Below are 24,819 nucleotides of genomic sequence, written 5' to 3' on the forward strand. Positions count from 1 at the left end.
ACTACTTTTCGGAGTTCATCACATAAAGCGCGCGCGAGCGCTCGAGATGCTTGATCATCGCCTTCTCGGCGCCGTCGGCATCCTTCTTCTCGATGCGGCCGATGATCTCTTCATGCTCGGTCAGCGTGAACTTTTCCTTGCCGGTCCAGATCAGCATCTCGGTGTGATATTCCTTCAGCCAACCGAGCATCGCTTCGCTGACGGCGACATAGATCGGGTTGCCTGAAATCGCCGCGATCTGGGTGTGAAACTTCATGTCGGCGGAGATGAAGGCTTCGGAGTCGCCGCGAAAGCCGCGCTGTTCGGCAACGGTGGCCCGCAGTTGCTCAACGTTCTCCGCAGTGGCGTTTTCGGCGGCTTCCCTGACCATGCCGCGCTCAAAGAAGATGCGCGCGGTTTTCAGGTGCTCCAGCGTGTCCTTCGACGACGACAGGATGATCTTGGCGGCGCCATCGACCTGCTTGATGATCGACTTGGCTGTGAGTTGCAGCACCTTGGCGCGCTCGCCATGAGAGATGGCGACGAGGCCCATATTGCTAAGCCCCTGCATGGCCTCGCGGATCGCGGGACGGCCGACCTCGAAGCGCTCCATCAGCTCGCGCTCCGACGGCATGTCGTCGCCGGGCGTCAATTCTCCGCTGGTGATCAGGCGCTTCAGCCGCAAAAACACTTCGTCGGAAAGTTTGCGCCGGACGATCGGCTCCGAACGGTTCATCGTCGCGAATCACTCCCTTGACCTGTGTCTATCTAGCACTGCCCCAGCTATTTCCGGAACGGCTGTCGCCTCGATCGCTCCTGGCCTCAAGACAGGATAGTGCTTGCAAAGCTTATGTACTCATTATACCAGATTTCGACGATCAAGGAACTCTTTTCGAACCTCCTGCGGCCTCAGACAACGAACTATGATCACGCTCACCTACCGCATCGAGACATCAGGCAGCATCGACGCGCTGGCAGCCAAGATCGCCAGTGACCAGTCAACCGGAACCTTTGTTACGCTGCCCGGCGAGACCGAGGAGCTCAAGGCCCGGGTGGCGGCGCGCGTCCTGGCGATACGGCATTTGCCCGACGCCCTTCGGCCCTCCATTCCTGAGGCTGGTGACGGGCCTTTCAAGCGCGCGGATGTCGACATCGCCTTTCCGTTCGATGCCATCGGCACCGACCTGTCGGCACTGATGACGATTGCCATTGGCGGCGCCTATTCGATCAAGGGCCTGTCCGGCATTCGCGTCGTCGACTTGAAGCTGCCGGAGCAATTTCGCGGCGCGCATCCGGGTCCGCAGTTCGGTGTCGCCGGCAGCCGCAGGCTGACCGGCGTCACGGATCGGCCGATCATCGGCACCATCGTCAAGCCGGCGCTGGGACTCAGGCCTCACGAGACCGCCGCGATGGTTGGCGAACTGATCGCTGCCGGCGTCGATTTCATCAAGGACGACGAGAAGCTGATGAGCCCGGCCTATTCGCCCTTGGCGGAACGGGTGAAGGCAATCATGCCGCTGATCCTCGACCATGAGCAGAAGACCGGCAAGAAGGTCATGTATGCCTTCGGCATCTCGCATGCCGATCCCGACGAGATGATGCGCAACCATGATCTCGTGGCCACAGCCGGCGGCAATTGCGCCGTCGTCAACATCAACTCCATCGGCTTCGGCGGCATGGCATACCTTAGAAAACGCTCCGGCCTAGTGTTGCACGCGCATCGGAATGGCTGGGACATCCTCACCCGCCATCCCGGCCTCGGCATGGATTTCAGGGTCTGGCAGCAGTTCTGGCGGCTGCTCGGCGTCGACCAGTTCCAGATCAACGGCATCGCCTCGAAATACTGGGAGCCCGACGAGTCCTTCATCCGCTCCTTCGAGGCAATTACGACGCCACTGTTTTCGCCCGACGATTGCGCGCTGCCCGTGGCCGGTTCGGGTCAGTGGGGCGGACAGGCGCACGAAACCTACGAACGCACCGGCCGCACGGTCGATCTTCTCTATCTCTGCGGCGGCGGCATCGTCAGCCACCCGGACGGGCCGGGCGCCGGGGTGCGCGCCGTGCAGCAGGCCTGGCAAGCGGCGGTCGACGGAATCCCGCTCGAGGATTTCGCCCGCAGCCATGTCGAGTTGGCGCGGTCGATCGAGAAATTCAGCGACGGCAAGGCAGCCTGAACTATGCAGGACCTTCTGCTCAGCTACTACGGCGATGACCTCACCGGCTCAACCGACGTGATGGAGGCGCTCGAACTCGGCGGCGTGCCGACCGTGCTGTTCATGCGCCAGCCGGACGCGGTGCAGCTGGCGCAGTTCCCGCACTGCCGCGCCGTTGGCCTCGCGGGCACCAGCCGCAGCGAGACACCGCAATGGATGGACACGCATCTCAAGGATGCCTTCGCCTGGCTGAAGACGCTGAACGCCGCCATCTGTCACTACAAGGTTTGCTCCACCTTCGATTCCAGCCCCACGATCGGCAGCATCGGCCGGGCGATCGAGATCGGCCGTTCGGTCTTCGAGCAGGCCAGCGTGCCCCTGCTGATCGGCGCGCCGCAGCTCAAGCGATACACCGCCTTCGGCCATCTGTTCGCGGCCTATCGCGAAAAGTATTTCCGCATCGACCGCCATCCGGTGATGAGCCGCCACCCGACCACGCCGATGGATGAATCCGACCTGCTGATCCATCTGTCGCGGCAGACGGAACTGACGTCGGGGCTGGTCGATTTCGCGACGCTGCAGTCCGCTGCCCGGTCGGAGGCCTTTGATCGCTTCCTCGCCTCGGGCACCGCTATAGTGCTTGTCGATGTCGACAGCCGGGAGGCACAGGCACTCGCCGGCAAGGAGATCTGGCGCGTTCGCAAGCCTGGCGGTTCCTTCGTCGTCGGCTCCTCCGGGATCGAATACGCGCTGTTGGCCGAATGGGTGTCGAACGGGACAGTCAGAGCTGAACCAGAATTTTCGCCGCCGGGTGCTGCCGACCGCATTGCGGTGGTCTCGGGCAGCTGCTCGCCGACGACCGAGCGGCAGATACGCCATGCGCTGACCGATGGATTCGACGGCATCGACGTCGATCCCGTCGAGCTGGTCTCGGAGAATTTCGAACAGGCGATCGCCCGCGCCGCAGTGGCCGGCCGCGCCAGCCTGGAAGCCGGGCGCAGCGTCATCCTCTACACCGCGCTCGGACCCACGGCCGATCGCGGGGTCGAGATCGACCGCCAGGAAGGCGCTCGCCACAAGCTCGGCCGCAGCCTCGGTACGCTGCTGCGGCAACTGACCGAGGAGCAGGAATTGCGGCGCGTGATCATCGCAGGCGGCGACACGTCGAGCCATGCGCTGGGACAGATGGGCGTCGATGCGCTGACGGTCAGGATGCCGTTGCCGGCATCGCCCGGCTCCCCGCTATGCATCGCCCATTCGCGCGTCAAGGCAATCGACGGGCTGGAACTGGCGCTGAAGGGTGGGCAGGTCGGAACCGACCGCTATTTCTCAGCCATCCGCGACGGCGTTGGCGGTTAGCAGCGCCCCGCCGCCACATACATCGTGGCGAAAGAAGCAGCCAAGGCTTGTGTGCTGGCGGCGCAAAACTTGCCGCATGAAACGTCTCCTGCCGGGGTGGAAATCACGATAACACTCGGTAGTATTTGCGCGATACCGAGATCGGGAGGATGCGGTGCAGACCAAGAAGATCATCAACGACGGTAACCGTGCCGTCGACGAGATGCTGGAAGGCATTCTCGCGGCGCATCCCCGCCATCTCAAGAGCGTGGACGGCAGCCCGCGCTCCATCATCGCCCGCGACGGACCGCGCCAGGGCAAAGTCGGCCTAGTCATCGGCGGCGGCTCGGGCCACGAGCCGAGCTTTCTCGGTTTTGTCGGCAAAGGACTGGCCGATGCGGCGGCGATCGGCAACGTCTTCGCCTCCCCTCCTCCAGATCCGATCCTCGAATGCGCCAAGGCGGTGAGCGGCGGCGCCGGTGTGCTGTTCATGTATGGCAACTATGCCGGCGACGTCATGAATTTCGACATGGCGGCCGAGATGGCAGCGATGGACGACATCGAAGTTCGCACGGTTTTGAGCACCGATGACGTCGCGTCCGCGCCGCGCGGCGAACGGCACAGGCGTCGTGGCGTCGCCGGCAATTTCTTCATCTTCAAGGCGGCCGGTGCCGCCTGCGACCGCATGTTGTCCGTCGATGAATGCGAGCGCATTGCTCGGAAAGCCAATGACCACACCTTCACCATGGGCGTGGCGTTGGCGCCCTGTTCGTTGCCGCAAACCCGCCGGCCGAATTTCGAGATCGGCGATGACGAGATGGAGATCGGCATGGGTATCCATGGCGAACCCGGCATCGCACGCGGAAAACTGAGAACGGCCGACGAGATCACCGGCGAGATGCTGGACAGGATCCTCGCCGAGATGGCGCCGGCGCGCGGCGACAAGGTTGCCGTGCTCGTCAACTCGCTCGGCTCGACGCCGCTGATGGAACTCTACATCATGAACCGGCGGGTGAAGCAGAGGCTTGACGATATCGGTGTGTCGATCCACGCGACCTGGGTCGGCAATTACTGCACCTCGCTCGAGATGGCCGGAGCCTCGATCACGCTGCACCAGCTTGACGACGAGTTGCAGACGATGCTCGACCACCCTTGCGACTGCGCCATGTTTCGCGCCGGGTAATTTGGTCAACGGCAAGGAACAAGAGATGACGACAATCGACAGTAACCGCCTCGCAGGCATGTTCGCGGCCATCGCCGACGCCATGTCAGCCGACAGGGACCGGCTGTGCGCGCTTGACGGCGTGATCGGCGATGCCGACCACGGCATCGCCATGGAGTTGGGATTTAGCGCCGCCCGCGATGCGATCGCGGCGCTGGACGCCAAAACCACCGATCCGACCACCTTGCTGAACACGGCGGCGAAGTCGTTCCTCAACGCCGTTGGCGCCTCCTCCGGCCCGCTCTACGCTACCGCCTTCATGCGCGGCGCGGCAGCGGTCAAGGGCAAGGTAGCACTCGATGACGCGGAGACGGTCGCCATGTTCCAGGCCATGGCCAAGGGCATCCAGGATCGCGGCAAGGCCGAGCCTGGCGAAAAGACGATGATGGATGCCTGGGCGCCGGCCGCGACGGCGGCGGGCGAAGCACTGGCCGCCGGCAAGGGCCTGGCCGGCAGCCTCGCGGCCGCAGCAGAAGCGGCAAGGGTCGGCGCCGAGGCCACCAAGGCGATGATCGCCACCAAGGGTCGGGCCTCCCGCCTTGGCGAACGCTCGCTTGGCCATATGGATCCAGGCGCTGCGTCCGCCGTAACGGTGATCGAGGCGATGCGGGCCGCCTTGACGAGCTAGACCATATCCCCTTCCGGGAAAGGTCATTTTCAAACAACAGGATAGAGGCTCAACTTGTCTCTATCCGGAAAGACCCGTCTTCAGCGCTTGGCGTCGAGCTTGTCGATGGCATCCACGTTCCCGGCAGAGGGGCCGTTCGGATCGAACTCCGAGGCCAGCCACGCATCGGCGATCGATTTCGCCAGTTCGGGGCCGATGACGCGGGCGCCCATGGTGATGATCTGGGCATTGTTGGATTTTGCGGCGCGCTCCGCCGAATAGGTGTCGTGGGTCAACGCGGCGCGAATGCCCGGCACCTTGTTGGCCGAGATGCTGACGCCGATGCCGGTGCCGCAAAACAGGATGGCGCGGTCGTAATTGCCGTCGATAATTTCGTGGCCAACTGCGGCGGCGATATCGGCGTAGTAGCCGGCCTGGCTGAGATCGACGACCTGCAACTCGGGCTTGGTGGCGAGATGCTTGGCGATGACATCGAGCAGCGGCTTGCCGGCGCTGTCGGCTCCAAGTGCGATCTTCATGGCAATAATCTCCTTCGTTTTCGTGGTCAGCGCGGGATCGCGGCCGACGCCTTTTTCAGAATGTCGATATAGCCTTCCGCTTGCCATGCCGAGCGACCGATGAAAAGGCCGTCTATATGCGGCTGGCCGATCAGTTCGGCAGCATTGCCGGGATTGACGCTGCCGCCGTAGAGCACAAGCGGGGCAGCCGGCAACCGGCTGGCGGCAACCTGTTTGATCAGGGCCTGCTGCTTGTCGGCATAGTCGGCGCTGGCCGGAATGCCTTTCTCGCCGATCGCCCAGACCGGCTCATAGGCAAACAGGATTTCCGCCGACAATTCATTGTCCGTGAGGCCTTGCAGCGCGCCCAGAACCTGCGCGGTCAGGATGTCATCGGCGCGGCCGCCCTCGCGCTCCGCCAGCGTCTCGCCGACGCAGATCAGCGGCACGAAACCGTTCCTGACCGCCGCCGCCGTTTTCAGTCCCACGGTTTTGTCCGTCTCGCCAAAATGTTCGCGGCGCTCGCTGTGCCCGAGTTCGATCAGGTCGAGTCCGCAATCCCTGAGCATCACCGGCGAAATCTCGCCCGTCCACGCCCCGGCATCGGCCCAGTGCATGTTCTGCGCGCCAACCTTGACGCGTGTGTTGGCGAGCGCCGCCTTGACCTGCCGCACGGCAGTGAACGGCGGAATGACGAAAGGCTGTATCGCCTGGTCGAAGCCAGGCACGAAGGCAGCCAATGCCTCGGCGAACTGCAGCGCCTCCGCCAGCGTCTTGTTCATTTTCCAGCTGGTGCCGACCCAATATGGGGTCATTCTTTTCTCCTTCGATCCGAATCCGGACGCTGCTCGATTCATCAATTCCGAGGCTTGAGGCTGTCGCGACCGCTATCGATATAGGGCGCCCAGAAGTCCACCGACTCGCGGATCATTTCAATAACCTGGTGATCGACCGGCTCCCTCTCCCTGAACGAAAGTTCGAGGCAGATCTCATTGCCGGTTCCGCCGCCGGCCCGCACAGTGTCGAGCAACTTCTGCGGAAGGATGCGGCCGTCCTTGTTGTAGGCAGCCGTGAACGGCCAGTGCCCGCCCTTATTCATGGAAGATTGCTTGATGTGGATGATCGGCGATTGCAGTGGAAACGCTTTCGCCCACGCATAGGGATCGGTGTCGTCGGGGTTGGGCGAGGTTACGTCGCCATGATCGATGTCGACCATCATCCGCATCGGTATCGGCAGCTTGGCCGCATCGATGGCGCCCTGCAGTTCGACACAGCTTTCGATCGTGTGGCCAAACTCGCGCCCCACCGACATCGGCTCCCAGAACAAATAGGTCAGGCCCGCCGCCTTGGCGTGTTCGGCCACTTCTCGCCAGCATTCGAGCGCGATGTCGAGAAGGGCCGCGCGCCGTTGCGGATCGTCAAAATCCCTGTAGGTGAATATGGCGAACTGCGTGCCCACGCTTGAAGCGCCAAGCTCGGCGGAAATGTCGGCAAAGGTCTTGAACCAGTCGACATAGTAGCGGCGCACATCGGCGTCCGGATGGCCGAAATGATTGAGCCGGCCATAGGGGCCGGTCATGCCGGAGGTGATGCGCACGCCGGTCCGCGCCAGCGCGCTGTTGAACAGCCGCACGAACTTGGCAATCGTTGCCGCCGGCCAGCCCGGATTGACGAATTCATGCGTCAGCTGAACGTCACGGATACCAATGCCATAGGCAATGGCGTCGATCAGGTCGTCGGGATCGGCGAAGCGATTGACCAGCGGGTTGGTGTTGAGGGAAAGCGTGAAGGCCATCAGTTCGCCGCCGCCATGATCTTGGTGCACCAGTCTTCGAATATCTTCCGCTCGGCCGCATCGATGTGCAGGCCGTGCTTGGTCCGGCGTTCGAGAACGTCGGCGGCTGTCATCGCCCATTCGGTCTCGAACAGGAAAACAGCTTCGCGCTCATAGAAATCCGGACCGAAACGGCGGCCGAGATCGGCTTCGCCTTTGACCCCTTTCAGCAAGGCGCGCGTGCGCGTGCCATAGCTTCGGGCATAATGCTTCACCAATGACGGGCTCAGCGAGGAAAATTCGGCGTGCAGATCGCTCAGGAATTGCTCGAAATCCGCGTTCGGCAGGTCGCCCCCCGGCAACGGAATCTTGGCCGTCCAGGCTTTCTTCATCGTCGGAAAAAACGGCTGGATCTTTTCCAGCGCATGTTCGGAAAGCTTGCGGAAAGTGGTGATCTTGCCGCCGAACACCGAAAGCAGCGGTGCACCACCGTTCGGGGCATCGAGTTCGAAGATGTAGTCGCGCGTCACCGCGCTCGGATTGTCGGCATTGTCGTCATAGAGCGGGCGCACGCCGGAGAAACTGTAGACCACGTCCTGCGCGGTCAGCTGTCGCTTGAAGTAACGATTGACCACCTTGATCAGGTAATCGATCTCGCTGGCCTCGGCCGCCACTTCCTCGGGCCGGCCTTCATAGGGAATGTCGGTGGTGCCGATCAGCGCCAGATCGTTTTCATACGGGTTGACGAAGATCACCCGCTTGTCGTTGTTCTGAATCAGATAGGCCTGCCGTCCCTCCCAGAATTTCGGCACGACGATATGGCTGCCTTTCACCAAGCGAACGTTGCGGGTGGAGTTCTGCCCGGCAACGCGGCTGACAATGTCATTCACCCAAGGCCCCGCCGCGTTGACCATTCCCCTTGCGCGGACTTTCGTCACCGCACCGGTGCGGCTGTCCTGCATGTCGATCGACCACAGGCTGCCTTCGCGCCTGGCAGCAATACAGGCGGTGCGGGTGAACACTTTTGCGCCGCGCTGACTGGCGTCGAGTGCATTGAGCAGCACCAGGCGCGCATCGTCGACCCAGCAGTCGGAATATTCGAAACCGCGCTTGAATTCGTCCTTGATCGGCGCCCCTTCCGGCGCGGTTCTCAGGTTCAGCGTCCGCGTGCCCGGCAGCCGCTCGCGGCCGCCAAGATGGTCGTAGAGAAACAGCCCGAGCCGCACCAACCAGGCCGGCCGGTCCTCGGGGCTGTGCGGCAGGACGAAGCGCATCGGCCAGATGATGTGCGGCGCCGCCTCCAGCAGCACCTCGCGTTCGATCAACGCTTCGCGCACCAGCCGGAACTCGTAATATTCGAGATAGCGCAGGCCGCCATGCACCAGCTTGCCGGAGCGCGAGCTTGTGCCTTGCGCCAGATCGTCCTTCTCGCACAGGATGACCGACAGCCCGCGACCGGCCGCATCGCGCGCTATGCCGGCGCCGTTGGCGCCGCCGCCAATGACGAAGAGATCGACAACTTCAGACGTATCGCTCAAGACTTTGCTCCTGTGCGGTGCGCCATACTCTTCCATACCGGCCGCAGCGCCTGGCGCGCCGCGACGAAGGATGGAAACAGCGCATCGTAGGTGTGGGAAAGCGCCTCGTCATAGGCATCGCATTCGCCCAGAAGCGGCGTCACCCATTCGGCGCAACAATCATCCATGGAGCGATAGACGCCGAGCCCGACCGCAGCCATCATCGCCGCACCCGCCGAACCCGCTTCCTGGCGGCTGCTGGTTCTGACTTGCGCGCGGGTCGCTGCCGCGATGATGCGGCGCAGTGACGGGCTGCGCGCGGCACCACCGGACAGGCGGATCTCGCCTGGCACCGTGCCCATCGCCTGGTAGCAATCGCGTGCCGCAAAGGCCAAGCCCTCAAGAACCGCGCGTGCCAGATCGCCAAAACCGTGCTTGACCGAAAGGCCGATGAAGCCTGCCCGCGCATCGGGATCGACGAACGGTCCGCGTTCACCAGCCAGCGAGATATAGGGCTGATAGACCAGCGATCCCGGCTCCGCCCCTTCGACCCAGACATCGAGTGCTTTCAGCAGTTCGTCGCGCGACGGTTTAGCGCCGTTGGCGGTCAGCACGTCACGCGCCAGGCCAAGCAGCCAGTCGATGTTGAGCGTCGCCGCCATGTTGGATTGCAGCTGCGCATAGGCTCCGGGGACCGGCATGGCGATCGTGTAGCCGGATGCAGCGTCGTTGAGGACGACATCATCAGGAGTACGCGCCAGGCGCGTGTGGATGCCGGTCGAGCCGATGACCGTGCAGCCGACATTGCCGCTCGGATCGTAGAGGCCGGCGCCAAGGGCGGTGCTGACCATGTCGACATAGCCCAGCACCACCGGCGTGCCCTCAAGCAGCCCGGCCTCTCCGGCTGCCGACGTAGAAAGCGGATGATGGTCGGTCGTGCCTTCGAGCATGGGCGGCAAAAGGCGGCGATGCGTCGTCAGATCCAAGATGTCGAGCACCTCGTCGGAATAGCTGCGCGAGCGGAAATCGCCGAAGGTGAAAGTGCCTTCCGAGGGATCGGTGGCGCGCTCGCCGGTCATCTTGAAATAGAGCCAGTCCTTGCAGTGGAAGGCAGTGGCCGCCCGTTCCAGGGTTTCCGGGCTGTGCCTTTTCAGCCAGCTGAGCTGAGCGCCCTGCTGGCAAGCGTTGAGCCCAGTGCCGGTGATCTCGAACCGTGCGCGATCCCGGGCATCGGCGCGCATTGCGTCCACCAGATGTCCGGCGCGGGCGTCGAGCCAGAGCCAGGCGCGCCCTACCGGCAAGCCGTCAGCATCGATCAGCCAGGTGCCATCGCCCTGCCCGGTGATCGCCATCGCCGCGGTGCGTCGCGCCAGATCGGGAATTTTCGTCGCCAGCTCGCGAACGGTCTGCACCATGTCGCGCCAGGTCTGATCCAGGTCCTGCTCGGCGCCGCCGCCTTCCAGCGTGACGAAGGTGTTGGTCACCGACGCCATCGCCAACTGCCGCCCCGAAAGATCGAAAGCGACCGATTTGATCACGGACGTTCCCGCGTCGATCCCGATCAGCAGGTCTTTCATGCGGCAAGTTCCGGATGGTTATGAAGGCAATTCACAAGCACAGTCTTTGTTGTCTGGAAGCAGTAGAAGAGGCAGGGAGTGTCCGCAAGGACACCCCCTGTGCAGGTTTTATTCCGACAGCACGAAGGGTGCAGTGTACTTGTCGACATTGTCCTTGGTGATGAGCAGGCAATCGAACAGCTGCTTCTCGCTGGTGGCACCGGTAGCGCCCGACTTGATAAACGAGTCTGCCTGCTGCACGGCCTTGGCCGAGAAGATGGCGACCGGCTGAAGCACGGTGTACTGCAGTTCGCCGGACTTGATGGCCGCAACCGCATCAGGCGAACCGTCGAAGCCGCCGACCTTGATGCCTGCCAGCTTGCCGGCTTCCTTCAGCGCTGCAACCGCGCCGAGCGCCATTTCGTCATTGCCGCTGATCACGGCGATGATGTCGGGGTTAGCCTGAAGCATGCTCTGCATCTTGTCGTGGCCTTGGGTGCGATCCCAGTTGGCAACCTGCGAGGCGGCTTTTTCGAGATCCGGATACTGGCTGATCACGGTCGCGTAACCGTTCGAGCGCGTGGCGGCATTGTTGTCAGACGGGGCGCCGAGCAATTCGACATACTTGCCCTTTTCGCCGACCGCCTGCACCCACTGCTGCGCGCCGAGAGCCGCGCCCTGCGCGTTGTTGGAAACGAGCTGTCCCTTGGCAAGACCTTCCTGGTTGATCTCGGCGTTGACGAGGAAGACCGGGATGTTGGCGGCAATCGCCTTCTTCACCGCGCCGACCGAACCGTCGGCGTTGGCCGGGTCGAGAATGATCGCCACCGACTTGTTGGTGATGGCGGTGTCGATCAGATTGCTTTCCGTGTTGGTGTCACCCTTGTGGGCGGCGACATTGGCCGTATAGCCGAGCTTTTCGGCCTCAGCCTTGGCGACGTTGCCCTCGGTCAGCCAGTACGGGTTGGCCGGATCGTTGACGATGATCGAGATCAGGCCCGCGGCCGATGCGGCTGCGCTAAACCCAACCACCATCGCGGCAGCAAGCAAACTTCTAAGCACGATTTTCATGTACATTCCTCCAATGATCTACGCGGTGTTGCTGCCAGTCACCTGGCAGTCTTCCCTTGGGCAGGATTGGCCGCTTCGGCCTTCCCCCGTTTCTGAGAAGTCGGTTGGCCGCCCGTCGAAGCTGGGAGCTTGCTACGGCGGCGATACTGGACGGCATTGAGGAGCACGGCGAGCACGATGACGGCGCCGGTGAACACTGTCTGCCAGTAGGATGAGATGCCGATGATCACCAGACCATCGGACAGGAAGCCGATGACGAAGGCCCCGAGGAGAGTGCCGCGGATGTTGCCGCGGCCACCGGTCAGGGCCGCGCCGCCGATGACGACGGCGGCGATGGCCGTCAATTCGTAGGTGGTGCCGGCGGTCGGTCCTGCCGAGGTCAGCTGCGAGGACAGGATCAGGCCGGCAATGGCGGCGCAGATGCCCGAAAGCACATAGACGGAAATCTGCACCGTCTTGACCGGAACACCGGAGAGTTCGGCGGCGCGCTCATTGCCGCCCGAAGCGTAGAGCCAGCGCCCGAAGGCGGTGCGGTTCAGGACGATGCTGCCGATCAGCGCGATGACCGCCAGCACCACAACGCCGGTCGGCACGCCGAACAGCCGGTTGAAGCCGAGCGCGTCGAAGCCGGTGTTGCCCAGTTCCGGCTTGCCGCCGAGATTGTTGTAGGTCAGGCCGCTGGTCATCAGCAGCGCCAGGCCACGCGCCATGTACATGACGCCGAGCGTGGCGACGAAGGCCGGAACCTTGAACCGCGCGATCAGCACGCCGTTGATCAGACCGACAGCGGCGCCCAGCATGCAGGCAAGCGCCGCGACCACCCAGACCGGCGGATAGAGAACGACGCCCAACCAGGTCAGCGTCACGCCTTGCATCAGAAATCCGGCGACGACGCCGGCAAGCCCTAGTGTCGATCCGACCGACAGGTCGATGCCGCCATTGAGGATCACGAGCAGCATGCCGACCGCGAGAATCCCGAAGATGGCGACATGCGAGGCCATGGTCAGGAAATTCGCTACCGAGAGGTAGTAGGGCGACAGGATCGAGAAGACGACGATGATGACGATCAGGGCAAAGAAGGCCCGGCCCTCGAGCAGCAGCTTGGCCACGTCGAAGCCTTCGGCGCCCGCACTGCGACTGGACTGTTTGGTGGCCTGGCTGACATCGGTCATGGATCGGGGCTCCGAAATTCTAAGATCAGGCGACCACGGCTTCGCCGGAGGCGGCCATGATCTGCTCTTTGGTGGCGTTCGCGCCGAATTCGGCCGAAATCTTGCCGCGCCGCATGACGACGATGCGGTGCGCGATGCTGAGGCACTCATTGACCTCCGAGGTCGAGAAGACGACCGCCAGGCCTTGCGCGGCGCGCTCGCTGAGCAAGCGGAAGACTTCGGCCTTGGCGCCGACATCGATGCCGCGGCTCGGCTCGTCGAGAAGGATGACCTTGGGGTTGGTCGTCAGCATCTTGCCGATGACGACCTTCTGCTGATTGCCGCCCGACAGCGATCCGATCATGGCGTTGCCGCCGGCGGTCTTGATGGTCACCTTGCGGATTGAATCGTCGATCAGTGCGCGTTCCCTGGGCCGGGACAGGAACAGGCCTTTGGCGAATGCCTCGATGCTGGCAAGCGACAGATTGCGGCCGACGGTCATCGTCTGGACCAGACCATCGCGCTGGCGGTCCTCGGGGACGAGCACAAGGCCTTTGCCGATGCGCTGGGCAATGGTCAGCCCCGAGACGTCCTCGCCTTCCAGCAGAGCCCGCCCGCCCGCCATCGGCACGCGGCCGGCAACAGATTCCAGCAACTCCGTGCGCCCGGCGCCCATCAGCCCATAGATGCAGACGATCTCGCCCGCTTTGACATCCAACGACAGGTGATCGACGATGGAATAGCCTGAACCCGAAGCGTCTATGACGCTGAGATCCTCGATCGACAGCGCGACCTCGCCGAACTCATGGCCGGTCGGCGGCGAGCCGAGGTCAAAATTCTCACCAACCATGTTGCGGACGATCCATTCGAGATCGATGTCCTTGGCTTCGGCCGTCGCCGTGATCGCCCCGTCGCGCAGCACCACGGCGTAGTCGGTGATCTGCAGCGCCTCCTCGAGGTGATGCGATATATAGACGATGGAGACGCCGCGGCTGGTCAAATCGCGGATAACCTTGAACAGCACTTCCACCTCCGTCGCGCTGAGCGCCGAGGTCGGTTCGTCCATGATCAGGATGCGTGAATCGACCGACAGCGCGCGGGCGATCTCGACGATCTGCTGCTGCCCCAGGCGAAGGTCCTCGACCAGGGTCATCGGGTCGATGTCCTCTTCGAGGTCGGCCATCAGCGCCCGCGCCTGGCGCGACTCCTCAGCGAAGTCGAGGCCGGTCCTGGTGCGCAGTTCGCGGCCCATGAAGATGTTGTCGCGAACGCTCAGGTTCGGCGCCAGGCTCAATTCCTGGTGGATGATCGAAATACCGCGATCGCGAGCATCCGAAGACGAGGAAAAGCTGACGAGATTGCCATCGAGCACGATGTTGCCCGACGTCGGCGTCACCACGCCGGACAGGATCTTCATCAGCGTCGACTTGCCGGCGCCATTCTCCCCGAACAGGGTGGTGACCTTGCCGCGATGGATGTCGAAGTTGACGCCTTTGAGCGCGTGAACGCCGCCATACGACATCACGACATTGCGCGCCGAAAGCACGGCATCGCCAGTCGCGGGCTCTGTGCCGGCAGCCATTGTCATTTGACGTCCAGCCTCACAGGCGTAACCAGCCAGCTCTTCGGATTGACCAGCTTGAAGGCACCGACCACCGCTATGGTCTTGCCGGTCAAGGCGCTGGTGTCGACTTTCGCCAGCACCTCCTTCTTCATCTCGTTGTTCAGCGCCGAGCCGGCGTCCTGATACTCGATCTGGTTGGTGAACTGCCCGAACGTGATCTTGCCGGTGGCGTCGCGAAGCTCGGTTCCGTTGATCGCCGGCCCGGTCTGCACACGCACCGTCAACGTGTCCGGCAGACCGTCGACGGCGACCTTGTAGATGCCGGACTTTCCCTCGCCGACAACGCCGGTGAACTTGACCGAGATGACCGGTCCGACACCCGCAGGCACACCATATTCCTTTTCGGCCGTCGCCCTGTCCTTGGCGATCGCCGTCGCGACCGTCGCGGCGTCGGCGGCACGCGCCTCGACATCGGCCTGCACCTTGGGAAATTCTGACTTGCCATATTCGGGGGCCGAAAAGACGGCATTGCGAACATCGCCGGCGGAGCCGATCTTGATCACCTTGGTGTCAAGCGCCATCGCGCCGAGCAGAACCAGAACCGCAGCTCCGGCTAGTGCCCGGCGCAGGCCGGGCGAAGCCTGCCGGGCGGAGGCAGCCTTCGCGCTCATGACGCAATCACCAGCGATACGGATTTTCGGTTGTCACGCATTCGTCGATCCTCCGTTCGCGCGGCGCTTCGTGGCACCGGCTGCATCATCGAGCCGGCTTTGCTCGACGAGCGCGCGGGCCGTGCATTCGTCGGTGATCAGGCCGCTGAGATAGCGGCTTTCAAGCACTGCCTTGATGGCCCGCACCTTCACTTTGCCGCCGGCGACGGCAACGATCCTGCGGCCCTTCAACTGGTCTCGCGGAAGCGCCAGTATTCTCTCCGACAGCGCCGTTTCGACAGGGCGCCCCTTGTCGTCGAAGAAATGCGCCAGCAATTCACCGATGCCGCCGTCACGCTTGACCTCATCGATTTCGGAGGGCTCGATCATGCCTGTGGCGACCAGCGATGCCTCCCGCTCGGCCGTGCCTATTCCGACGAACATCAGGTCGGACCGGCTGGCGAGAGCGAAGACATCGCTGATGCCGCGCTGGCCAAGCAGCACTTCACGGTCCTCGGCGGTGTTGGCGACAAAAGGCACCGGCATGACAAAGGCCTGCGCGCCGGTCCGGTCGGCCAGGCGATGCATGACGTCGTGCGGGTTGGCGGCGAATTTGCGCGTCACGCCGCCAAGCAGCGAGACGAAACGGATGTGCGCAGCAGTGGTGCGCGTCAGATATTCGACGCTGGCCGCAAGCGTGCGGCCATGGCCGACGCCGATCAGCATGTCTTCGCCGCGATCGATTTCGCGCTTCAAAAACTGGGCGCCGGCAATACCCAGCCCCTTCAACGGCAGCTCCTCCTGATCGAGATCGGGAACCACTTCGCAATAGTCGAGCCCGTAGGCGGCGGTCAGTCGCTGTTCCAGGTCGACGCATTCGGCGACGTCGCCGTCTATGAAAACCCTGACCAGTCCTTCCTGGTTGGCCTTGGTGATTAGCCGGTGCGCCTTGAGGCTGGTCAGGCCAAGCCGCTTGGCCACCTGAGCCTGCGTCAGACCCCCGGCATAATGAAGCCAGGCCGCACGCGTGGCGAGGCTGGACTCATGGTCGCGGTTCGCGGCTCCACCGGATTTCAAGCCATCTCCTCCCCGAGATGATATTATTATCTTTGTGTGCAAAAATTTTCATACCTTTGCATCGCTGTCAATCCCTTCGCGGATGGTTGCCCCAGCCGACGGATCGGAAGCCAAAGCGGCCTATTAGGAGCCCAGCATATTAGGCGATCATAGAGAGGTGTTAATTTAACGTCAATCTGTGTTATTTCATGCTAAAGACAACTGTAATGCGTAGGTGACGGCAGCCGAAGTCATTGCTAAGTGTTTGTTTTTGTTCAAACGCATCGTGGCTTTGGAAAATCCCAATCTGGCTGTGAGATGGGAAGTTTTGCGCACAAAGCGCAACAAGGCCAAACCGATCGATTTGCCTCAGGAACAGCTATCGGCATCGGCGATAGCGCGATCAGTCCAGCCGCATCAGGTTCCGGCCTTCGAGCTCGACAATCGCGGCTTCGACTTCCCGCGTGAGCCGCTCGGTGCCCCACTCCAGCGCCCGCCCGGCTATCGCGGCAATCTTCTGCAAATCGCGACTTGTCAGCGAACCGCCTATCGCCAACGTGCTGCGCCGCATGACGATATCGGCCAGATGTTCGACGAATTCGTTGCGGACGATGTAGTCGATCTCGGATTTGCCGTAGCCGTCGGAGTCCGGCAGGCAACCCACATCATTCGCCCCCCACTTGGCGATCTGCACTGCTCTGGTCCCGTAGCGCGACAGCAACTGGTCGAGGCGCCCTTCCCCGGCGCCCGTTGCCTGCTGTGCCTCAGCCAGCCAGTTTGCGCGCGCCGCGGCATTGGCCGGAAAATCCCTCCCGCCGCCGATCGGCATCGACTGTGTCGACACCTTGCGGCTGCGCTGCAGGCGCTTGAGAACGGTGTCGGCGACTTCCTCGGCAAAACCGCGGAAGGTCGTCCACTTGCCGCCGACCAGCGAAATGACCGCAAACGGCCTGTTGCCGTCCGGCTCGGCGACCGGTGCCGAATGATCGCGGCTGATCAGTCCGGGCGTCGCTGCCTCGGACGTCGGCAGCGGTCTGATGCCGCTATAAGCATAGACGATCTGGTCGCGCTCGAACGCCATGCCCGGCAGCAGCGATCGCACGCTGTCGAGCAGATAGTCGACTTCTTCGGGTTCACACCGCACCGCGTCCGGATTGTTGGCCTTGATGTCGGTCGAGCCGACCAGCGCCAGGCCGAGGTAGTCGTAGACAAGGCAGATGCGGCCGTCATCGGCCTCGAAATAGAGCATGCGCCCGGCCAGGCTTTCGACCAGCGCGTCGTGCTTCAACAGGATATGCGAACCCTTGGTGCCACCGATCATCTTCGACGGCGCGCCGAGCAACGCGTTGACGTCGTCGATCCACGGACCGGCGGCGTTGACCACCAGCTTCGGCCGCACCGAAAATGCGCTGCCGTTTTCCGGCTGGAAGGTGAGCACCCCATTGGCTGAAGTACCGAGTGCGGTGTAGTTGGCGCTGGCGGAGGCTGTATTTGCCTGCAGCCCGTCGAGGATCAGTTCCAGCACCAGTCTTTCGGGATGGCTTATCTTGGCATCGTAATAGGTGCCGGTGGCGACGATCGCGGGGCTCAGTGCCGGCATCTCGCCTAGCGCCTGCCGCCGCCCGACCATGCGGTGGCGTGGCATGACCTGGTTTCGCGAGCCGTAGAAGTCATAGATCATCAGGCCGATCTTGATCAGGATGGCGCCCCGGCTACGCGGTGCGCTGGTCGAGCCGAACAGCGTGCGCAGCGCCGCCAGCATGCCCTTGCCCCAGGAGAAGATCGGGATGACGGTCGGCAGCGGGCTGACATAGTGCGGCGCGTTCTGCAGAAGCAGGTTGCGTTCGAGCGTCGACTGCGCCACCAGACCGAACTCGCCGGTTTCGAGATATTTCAGGCCGCCATGGATGAGCCGCGACGGCGCGGCACTGGTGCCCGAGCCGAAATCCGCCTTGTCGACGATCAGGCAGTTGACGCCTTGCGCGGAAAGGTCGCGAAACAGCGCTGCCCCGTTGATGCCGGCGCCAAGAATGACGACGTCGACCTCGCCGGCCGCAGCCATTGCGGCGAGACGCCCGGCGCGATTGTCCGCCCCTGCTCCGTCGGCTGGGCTCATGGCGCTTTCGTCTTGACGATGCGCAGCTTCACGCCCGACCGCTCGAGGCTCTGCGCCTGCGCATCGCCCAGGCCCTCGGTCACCAGCACGGCGTCGAAACTGGTCAGATCGTCGAAGACATGCAGCGCGATCCGGTCGAACTTTGCGTGGTCGACCAAAAGGATGCGTTTGACCGATGCGGCCATCATCGCCTGCTTCACCCGCACAACATTCGGATCCTGGATGAAGGCCGTGGTGCCGGTGATGGCCGAAGCCGAACAGATCAGCACATTGGCACGCAGCTGCGCCACGGCGTTCTCGCAGACGATGCCGATATAGGCATTGTAGGTGCCGTGGTACTGGCCGCCGAGACAGATGAAATCGATGTCGTCGACATTGATCATCAGCGCAGCCGTCGACACGCTGTTGGTGACGACCGTCAGCGGCTTTACGTCGAGCAGCAGCGTCGCAACAGCATTTGCCGTCGATGAATCGTCGAGCATCACCACCTGGCCGGCTTCGACATAATCCAGTGCTGCCCGCGCCAGCGCATCCTTCTCGGCCCTGTTGACCGTCACCCGGTAGCGGAAGGCGCTTTCGTAGAGACCGGACGGCTGAACCGTCACCGCACCGTGCAGCTTGCGCAGCACGCCCTGCTGCGCCAACCGGTCGATGTGCCGGTGGATGGTCATGCGCGACACCCCGAAATGCTCGACCAGATCGTCGATGCGCACCTGGCCGAGCTTGATCACATAGTCGGCGATCTCTTCGCGTCGTTCGTCGGCCTTGATCATGCGTTTCCCTCCGGCCGCCCCAGCCTTTCGATTTCCGGCCAATGCGCCTTCATCTGCTCGGCGATGCGGCAGTAGAGCGAAAACCGCTCGTTGAACACAGCAGTTGAGGCTGGCACGGGCTGATATTTCCGTGCCGTCATGCCGACCTGCCTTGCACCTTCTTGTGGCGTCTTGAACAAGCCGACCGCGGCACCGGCACAAAGCGCGGCGCCCAGAGCGGCGGCCTCATCGGTCGAGGTGACGGTGACCGGGGCGTTCAGCACATCGGCAAACATCTGCACGAAGGCGGGGTTGCGCGAACCGCCCCCGGTCAGGCGGATCTCGCTGATTGCAAAGCCGTCGCGCAAGGCTTCGACATGGGTCCGATGATTGAAGACAATGCCTTCCAGAACCGCCTTCAGCATATCGCCGCGATTGTGCCAGCCGTGCAGGCCGAAAAAGCTGCCGCTGGCGATTTCGCCGTGAGGGGAGCCGAACAGATAGGGGTGGAACAGGATGGTCGAAGGCCTCTTCAGCGCGGCGTCGATCTCTGCTGCCAGCGTTTCGTGGATGGAACCGCCATCCGCGTTTGTCCTGTCCTGTTCCGAGCGGCAGAACGTGTCGAGAAACCAGTCATAGTTGGCGGTCGAGGCCGGCGAGATCGCCATGTTATTCCAGCGTCCGGCGTCAAGGGCGTTGCGGCAGAACCAGCGCCTGTCGACGCGCGGCTCTGACGAAACGACTTCGTTGATGGAATAGGTGCCGGCAACAATGGCGAGCGTGCGCTCCTCATGGCCGCCCATGCCAAGTGCGGAGGCGGTCACGTCATGCAGGCCGCAGGCGACGGGCGTGCCCTTGGACAGACCGGTCATTTCGGCGGCCTCGGCGGTGACATGCCCAACGATGTCGGCCGAATGCGCCACCGGCGGCAGCGCCTCGAAAAGATCGTCCAGACCGAAGATGCGCATCGCTTCCGGCGCGAAGGCTTGGGTGCGGAAATCCGTGAATGAGGTGCTGGCCTCCGTCCGGTCGGTGCCGATGGTGCCGGTCAGGCAAAAGCGCAGCCAGTCCTTGCAGGCCAGCACGTGGCCGATGCGCCCGTAGCGGTCCGGATCGTTCTGCCTAATCCATGCCAGCAGCGCCGATGGCGCCGAGACGTGCGGCGCCTGGCCGGTGCGCGCCAACGCGTCTTCGAAGACCTCGGCCGACCATCGTTCGACAATCTCGCCAGCGCGGCTGTCGAGCGACAGGATTCCAGGCCCTAGCGACCGACGATCCTTGTCGAGCAGGTAGAGACCGTCGCCGTGCGCGGTCGCCGCCACCGCCCCGATATCGTCTGCCTGGCGGCCACAGAGCGCGATCGCCTCCTTGATTGCGTCGGCGGTCGCTTGCCAGAGACCGGCCATGTCACGCTCCACCCAGCGCGCATGGGGCATCGACTGCGCAACCCGCCGACGCGCCACCGACAACTGCGTGCCGTCGGCGTCGAAGATCACCGCCTTGGTAACCGTGAGACCGTTATCGATACCGAGCAAACAGGGCATGGTCACCGCCTCTTTCAGCTACTGGCGATGCGCACTGCAGGGCAATTCTGCAGGCTGGGGCAAGGGTGGCGGAAATGGCGACAATCAACGAGCAACGATGATACAAGTGATGGCACCCCGACGGATCAAACGAACCATAGCGTGGTGTTAATTTAACGTCAATATGTGGGACATTGCCACGTAAGTCGACGCTGTTTTGGCTGTTGAGAGCGGTATCCGTCTACAAAGGTATCTGACTTAATTGCGTTTTTTCCTAGTTTCAATATCTCATCATGATTCGTTCATTCACGCCCACAATCCCATAGCTCGCCCTTCGAGCGTCTGCTTCTTGGGCCACGCAGCAAAATGGCGAATCCGGTGCACACATAAGAAGGAGCGTCAGCATAGCGACGCCGAGGGCGGGGCGCGGGGCTGACTACCCCCCGGCGAGGAGTTCCTTAAGGAAGGCGCGAGCCACTTTCCGCAAAGTGCTGAACTCCGAAACGAGGGTTCCAGTCTGCATATTATGCGACAAAAGCCTCTGCAAGGAACGAGCCGTCGCGCATCGCGGAGTCGGCGCCTATCGGTGGGCTTTGGAGCTTTTCGCGCGAAAAAGCGGGTTACGGCGAAGTGAGAAATCGCACAATCGGCGGCGCAGATACTTTGCTTCATCAAGTTCAATCCGCTGTCGACCTCACTGCAGCGCCCGTTGGGCAGCCTGGCGTTCCGAATGTTCGAACGCGTCGGTGAAGCTTTCGAGTTCCTGCGAGGTCATGCCAAGCTCCCGCCCATCTTCCCGCCATCTGGCGACTGCGCCTTCGACCTGGCCCAGGATTTCCCTCGCCCGATCGCGGCTGATCCGGAAATAGGCGGTCACGGACATCAGCGCATCAATGGTTGCTTCGGGCCCCGTCTCCTCGGAAACCCAGGTCTTGAGTTCGCGCACACGCTCCGGGAACGGATTGATGTCGAACGCGGGCGCCAGTCGCCATTGCCCCCGATCCACATGGAGAAAGCCGTGATTGTGGAGGTGGTCATCGACATTGGTGATGAGGATCGAGAAGGCGATGCGCCGCCAAAGCTCCTCGATATCGGCCGCTGGCTGGCTACCGTGCTGGCGCAGGGCGTCGACGAGCTCGGTATAGCTATGCTCGCCGGCGTCCCCCCTCTCGGCGCCGATCATCGTGGCTGCCGAGACATACATCAGACGATTGCCGTTCGGGGTTCGGTCGAAACGGCGGATCAGCGCCACGGGGGCGCCATCGCTGCCGATCAGACGTGCTTGCGCCGCGTCTATGCCCGCCTTCCGGGCCAATATCATGGCTAGAACTTCGCCCTTGGTCACGGAGCGCTCGTCGGCCACACTTGGAAACTTGCCGATAGCGAGCCGTCCGTCATCGTCGAGAACGGTACATTTCGGACGCAGGCCGCCAAGCGATGTGCCACGTCCACGCAGATAGGCAAGGTCAGCCGCCGTCTCCGTATTGGTTTCGACGGCGCGCGTGGCTGTGAGGAGTTGGCCGATCTCAATGAGCGGCGGTGTTGTGCGCCGTCCCTCGTCGACCGTCCTTTGATAGTGCCCCTCCTCGTCTTGCAGGCGCAGCGCTCCGACGCGGCTCGTGTCATCGACCGCCAGCAGGTAGTCCATCGCGTTGAGGGGCCGTGCCTCGGTCTCATCTCCAACCCGGCGTGCCTCTTGACGACGCTTGGCGTGGTCGCGCTGGATCACGCGTCGCCCCCATCCGTCCGGCTCGGTGTCGGCGATCGCGTTGTGGAACACCGATCCGTCGCGCGCCTTGCGATGATACTGTGGGCCGGCGACGAGAGGCAGGCCGGGTTCGATCGAGAACCTGCTTCGCCCTGCCAGCCAACTTGCATCATATTCAAATGCCGCGCTTTCCCGCGCACCCTGCTGGTCGTAACGCAGCATACCCAGCGGCGTCGCTTCCAGGCCGAGATGGACGGCAATGGAACGCCTCATGGCGAACTCGGCGCCTTCCGCACCCTTATCCTCTTTGGCATGCGTTCGGCGTCGAGGAGCAGGCCCTGCTCGTCGCGTTTGGGATCGACGATCTCGGTCAGGGCCTCATCAAAGCCCAGCACGAAAAAAGTCATGGCATAGGCGCCCATGGCGACTGTCGGGTCGCCTTTCTCGATCTTCAGGTAGGTGCTCTTTGCGATACCCAGCCTTTCCGCCATCATCATGATGGTCAGGCTGCGCTTCTTGCGGGCAAGCGCGATGTCAGCGCCCAGCTTGGCGAGCGCTCTCTTGACCTTGGGAGGCAATGTGTCAATCACGGTTGAGCGCATTTTGGTCTCATAAACGATGCCATAATCGCCACATGGTATCGTATATAAGACCATAAATAGGTTTTGTCGAGGTACCTAGTGCGCCGCCACACCACACCGCCGCCCAGGTCAACCGGCAGTTCCTACCCCCAGCGCGACGCGAGCGGGCTCACCGGGTCGGGAGACTGCAACCATCCTATTTGTACGCCTTTGCCGCCGATCGCCGCACTCGGGCTGACAGGTCTTTCGAACCCAGAGTTGTTAGACTATTTGTCGCTCATAGGTAAAGAACAGGAGAAATCGAACTCGGACAGCGACACGCGGTCTCCCTGACCCGCACTGCTCCAGCAGGACAGGTTCAGCCTTGCGCCAGTGGCCAGCAACCTTTCGGCTCAATAGCATCAGCTATTCTGCCTAAGCCATTGATATTATTGACATGGTGGGCCCGGAGGGACTCGAACCCCCAACCAAGCGGTTATGAGCCGCCGGCTCTAACCATTGAGCTACAGGCCCCACGCGCGCTGGATTAGTGTTTTTCCTTACGCCGCACAAGGCTTTCCGGACGGGCTGGCCGAGATCGCCCAAATCAGCCCATATTCGCACCCTAGAGCCGGGATGATTTCAGGTCTGTTCGACCTGAAATCTGAATCCGTCTCTGAATCAAAGAAGCAGAGCATGATGTTGTCCGAAAACCGCTTCACACTTTTCGGCATCATGCTCTAGTCGACAGGCGCGACTGGATCGCAGACCGAGGAGATTTTCATGACCAGACATCTTTTGCCGCTCGCACTTGCCGCCGCGATCGCTTTTCCGGCGATTGCCACCGCTGCCGATTCGCTGCCCCCGCCCCGCATCATCGTTTCGGGTGAAGGCCAGTCGACGGTGGCGCCCGACCTAGCGCTTTTGACGCTCAGCGTCATGCGCGAGGCCAAGACCGCACGCGCCGCACTCGACGCCAACAACGATGCCATGGCCGCCGTGATCGCGGCAATGAAATCGGCCGGGATCACGGACCGCGACCTGCAGACAGCCGGCATCCAGATCAACCCCCGTTACAACTACACCAACAAGCCCGACGGCAGCCAGGAAGCCGAGCTTGTCGCCTATCAGGTGACCAACACGCTCTCCGTGCGCATCCGCGACATCGACAAGACCGGCGAGATTCTCGACAAGGCGGTGTCGCTCGGCGTCAACCAGGGCGGCGGCATCTCGTTCTCCAACGAGGATCCGAAAGCCGCCGTCACCGAGGCCCGCAAGAAGGCGGTCGCTGACGCCATGGCCAAGGCCAAGACGCTGGCCGGGGCTGCCGGCGTGAGCATCGGACAGGTGCTGGAAATCACCGAACAGAACATCGCGCCGGCGCCGATGCCGATCAATGCCAAGGCCTTCGATGCGGCGGGCGCCGCGGTTCCGGTGCAGGCCGGCGAGAACGCCTACGCCGTGCAGGTCACCGTCACCTTTGAGCTGAAATAGGTTATCCAGGCCGAACTGGCCGGTATCTTGATCGGCACCAGATACGAAAAACCCCGGAGGATCTGGTCCTCCGGGGTTCTTTTCGAGCCGCACCCTTCCGATCTATGGGAAAGGGGCTCCTGGCTGACCCTCGCAGAAGGTCATGCCGCTACCGATCTTTGCTTAGCGATAGATAACCGGGCAACCGCGCTCGTTGGCGAACACGACCACCACGCGATCGCCATACTGGCGGCCGGCAACCTTCACCACGCGGCGATTGATGTCTACGATGCGAACGCGGTGCAGACCCATGCGCTCGGCCTTGTCGAGGGCTCGCTCCGGTGAGCAACGACGCCAGCTGCGCTCGCGGCGATAGCCGTCATCGTCGTCGCCGATATAAACACCGGTGCGGCGGTCGTGATTGTTGCCGAAGCCGAGATAGATTGAGTCCGCATGGGCGGGCACGGCGGCAAGCGTGCCGAGGGCCACGAGACCCGAAAGGGCTGCCGTCTTGAACGTGTTGAACATTGT

At 62.7% G+C, this 24,819-nt stretch carries 23 protein-coding genes and 1 tRNA gene; 6 read left to right on the top strand and 18 right to left on the bottom strand.

Annotated elements, in window-relative coordinates:
* Position 1: 1 nt before the first annotated feature.
* Entirely contained in the window at positions 2-715 is a 714-nt protein-coding gene (locus ACWTU9_RS26410) for a transcriptional regulator NanR (RefSeq protein WP_455860878.1), read from the bottom strand.
* A 187-nt stretch (positions 716-902) separates the two neighbouring features.
* Between ACWTU9_RS26410 and oiaX the strand changes: the two genes are divergently transcribed.
* The 4 genes from oiaX to dhaL all read left to right on the top strand — a co-directional run bounded on the left by oiaX (position 903) and on the right by dhaL (position 5,320).
* Complete coding sequence (oiaX, locus tag ACWTU9_RS26415) at positions 903-2,153, top strand: 3-oxo-isoapionate-4-phosphate decarboxylase OiaX (RefSeq protein WP_455860879.1); 1,251 nt, start codon at positions 903-905, stop codon at positions 2,151-2,153.
* A 3-nt stretch (positions 2,154-2,156) separates the two neighbouring features.
* Positions 2,157-3,491: a four-carbon acid sugar kinase family protein gene (locus tag ACWTU9_RS26420; RefSeq protein WP_455860880.1), complete on the top strand. Its 1,335-nt coding sequence runs from the start codon at positions 2,157-2,159 to the stop codon at positions 3,489-3,491.
* Between the two features lie 154 nt (positions 3,492-3,645).
* Positions 3,646-4,653 (top strand): dihydroxyacetone kinase subunit DhaK, encoded by a 1,008-nt coding sequence (locus ACWTU9_RS26425; RefSeq protein WP_455860881.1) that lies wholly within the window; start codon positions 3,646-3,648, stop codon positions 4,651-4,653.
* A 25-nt stretch (positions 4,654-4,678) separates the two neighbouring features.
* Positions 4,679-5,320, top strand: coding sequence for a dihydroxyacetone kinase subunit DhaL (dhaL, locus tag ACWTU9_RS26430; protein ID WP_455860882.1), 642 nt, complete (start codon positions 4,679-4,681; stop codon positions 5,318-5,320).
* An 80-nt stretch (positions 5,321-5,400) separates the two neighbouring features.
* Here dhaL and derI read toward each other — a convergent pair whose 3' ends face one another.
* The 16 genes from derI to ACWTU9_RS26510 all read right to left on the bottom strand — a co-directional run bounded on the left by derI (position 5,401) and on the right by ACWTU9_RS26510 (position 23,349).
* Complete coding sequence (derI, locus tag ACWTU9_RS26435; RefSeq protein ID WP_352583466.1) at positions 5,401-5,838, bottom strand: D-erythrulose-4-phosphate isomerase; 438 nt, start codon at positions 5,836-5,838, stop codon at positions 5,401-5,403.
* 26 nt (positions 5,839-5,864) lie between these two features.
* Positions 5,865-6,632 (bottom strand): triose-phosphate isomerase, encoded by a 768-nt coding sequence (locus ACWTU9_RS26440; RefSeq protein WP_455860883.1) that lies wholly within the window; start codon positions 6,630-6,632, stop codon positions 5,865-5,867.
* Between the two features lie 41 nt (positions 6,633-6,673).
* Positions 6,674-7,612, bottom strand: a complete 939-nt coding sequence (locus ACWTU9_RS26445) for a sugar phosphate isomerase/epimerase family protein (protein WP_455860922.1) — start codon at positions 7,610-7,612, stop codon at positions 6,674-6,676.
* On the bottom strand, positions 7,612-9,165 hold the full coding sequence (locus ACWTU9_RS26450) for a glycerol-3-phosphate dehydrogenase (protein ID WP_455860884.1): 1,554 nt from the start codon (positions 9,163-9,165) through the stop codon (positions 7,612-7,614). Before ACWTU9_RS26450 ends, ACWTU9_RS26445 begins: the two co-directional genes overlap by 1 nt.
* On the bottom strand, positions 9,126-10,685 hold the full coding sequence (locus ACWTU9_RS26455) for an FGGY family carbohydrate kinase (RefSeq protein ID WP_455860885.1): 1,560 nt from the start codon (positions 10,683-10,685) through the stop codon (positions 9,126-9,128). Before ACWTU9_RS26455 ends, ACWTU9_RS26450 begins: the two co-directional genes overlap by 40 nt.
* A gap of 108 nt (positions 10,686-10,793) precedes the next feature.
* Positions 10,794-11,735, bottom strand: coding sequence for a substrate-binding domain-containing protein (locus tag ACWTU9_RS26460; RefSeq protein WP_455860886.1), 942 nt, complete (start codon positions 11,733-11,735; stop codon positions 10,794-10,796).
* 38 nt (positions 11,736-11,773) lie between these two features.
* Entirely contained in the window at positions 11,774-12,907 is a 1,134-nt protein-coding gene (locus tag ACWTU9_RS26465) for an ABC transporter permease (protein WP_455860887.1), read from the bottom strand.
* Between the two features lie 25 nt (positions 12,908-12,932).
* Positions 12,933-14,474, bottom strand: a complete 1,542-nt coding sequence (locus ACWTU9_RS26470) for a sugar ABC transporter ATP-binding protein (RefSeq protein WP_455860888.1) — start codon at positions 14,472-14,474, stop codon at positions 12,933-12,935.
* Positions 14,471-15,121 (bottom strand): DUF2291 family protein, encoded by a 651-nt coding sequence (locus ACWTU9_RS26475; protein WP_454576321.1) that lies wholly within the window; start codon positions 15,119-15,121, stop codon positions 14,471-14,473. Before ACWTU9_RS26475 ends, ACWTU9_RS26470 begins: the two co-directional genes overlap by 4 nt.
* Before the next feature lie 33 nt (positions 15,122-15,154).
* Complete coding sequence (locus ACWTU9_RS26480; protein ID WP_455860889.1) at positions 15,155-16,177, bottom strand: sugar-binding transcriptional regulator; 1,023 nt, start codon at positions 16,175-16,177, stop codon at positions 15,155-15,157.
* Positions 16,178-16,559: 382 nt separating this feature from the next.
* Positions 16,560-18,272, bottom strand: a complete 1,713-nt coding sequence (locus tag ACWTU9_RS26485) for a glycerol-3-phosphate dehydrogenase/oxidase (protein ID WP_455860890.1) — start codon at positions 18,270-18,272, stop codon at positions 16,560-16,562.
* Positions 18,269-19,045: a DeoR/GlpR family DNA-binding transcription regulator gene (locus ACWTU9_RS26490; RefSeq protein WP_455860891.1), complete on the bottom strand. Its 777-nt coding sequence runs from the start codon at positions 19,043-19,045 to the stop codon at positions 18,269-18,271. Before ACWTU9_RS26490 ends, ACWTU9_RS26485 begins: the two co-directional genes overlap by 4 nt.
* Positions 19,042-20,568, bottom strand: coding sequence for an FGGY-family carbohydrate kinase (locus ACWTU9_RS26495; RefSeq protein WP_455860892.1), 1,527 nt, complete (start codon positions 20,566-20,568; stop codon positions 19,042-19,044). Before ACWTU9_RS26495 ends, ACWTU9_RS26490 begins: the two co-directional genes overlap by 4 nt.
* A gap of 673 nt (positions 20,569-21,241) precedes the next feature.
* Entirely contained in the window at positions 21,242-22,528 is a 1,287-nt protein-coding gene (locus ACWTU9_RS26500) for a type II toxin-antitoxin system HipA family toxin (protein ID WP_455860893.1), read from the bottom strand.
* The gene (locus ACWTU9_RS26505; RefSeq protein WP_455860894.1) at positions 22,525-22,857 is read right to left on the bottom strand and encodes a helix-turn-helix domain-containing protein; all 333 of its coding nucleotides are present in this window, start codon (positions 22,855-22,857) and stop codon (positions 22,525-22,527) included. The genes ACWTU9_RS26500 and ACWTU9_RS26505 overlap by 4 nt, the downstream gene beginning before the upstream one ends.
* Before the next feature lie 416 nt (positions 22,858-23,273).
* A tRNA-Ile gene (locus ACWTU9_RS26510) sits at positions 23,274-23,349 on the bottom strand.
* Here ACWTU9_RS26510 and ACWTU9_RS26515 point away from each other — a divergent pair.
* Positions 23,335-23,559 carry a hypothetical protein gene (locus tag ACWTU9_RS26515; RefSeq protein WP_455860895.1) on the top strand — a complete coding sequence of 75 codons (225 nt, stop codon included), beginning with the start codon at positions 23,335-23,337 and terminating at the stop codon, positions 23,557-23,559. The two genes, ACWTU9_RS26510 and ACWTU9_RS26515, sit on opposite strands and share 15 nt — an antisense overlap.
* A gap of 39 nt (positions 23,560-23,598) precedes the next feature.
* On the top strand, positions 23,599-24,309 hold the full coding sequence (locus ACWTU9_RS26520; RefSeq protein ID WP_455860896.1) for an SIMPL domain-containing protein: 711 nt from the start codon (positions 23,599-23,601) through the stop codon (positions 24,307-24,309).
* 162 nt (positions 24,310-24,471) lie between these two features.
* Here ACWTU9_RS26520 and ACWTU9_RS26525 read toward each other — a convergent pair whose 3' ends face one another.
* A complete protein-coding gene (locus ACWTU9_RS26525) occupies positions 24,472-24,816 on the bottom strand; it encodes a hypothetical protein (protein WP_454577004.1) in 345 nt (114 codons plus the stop codon).
* Positions 24,817-24,819: the final 3 nt, after the last annotated feature.

The organism is Mesorhizobium sp. 128a, assembly GCF_053848025.1.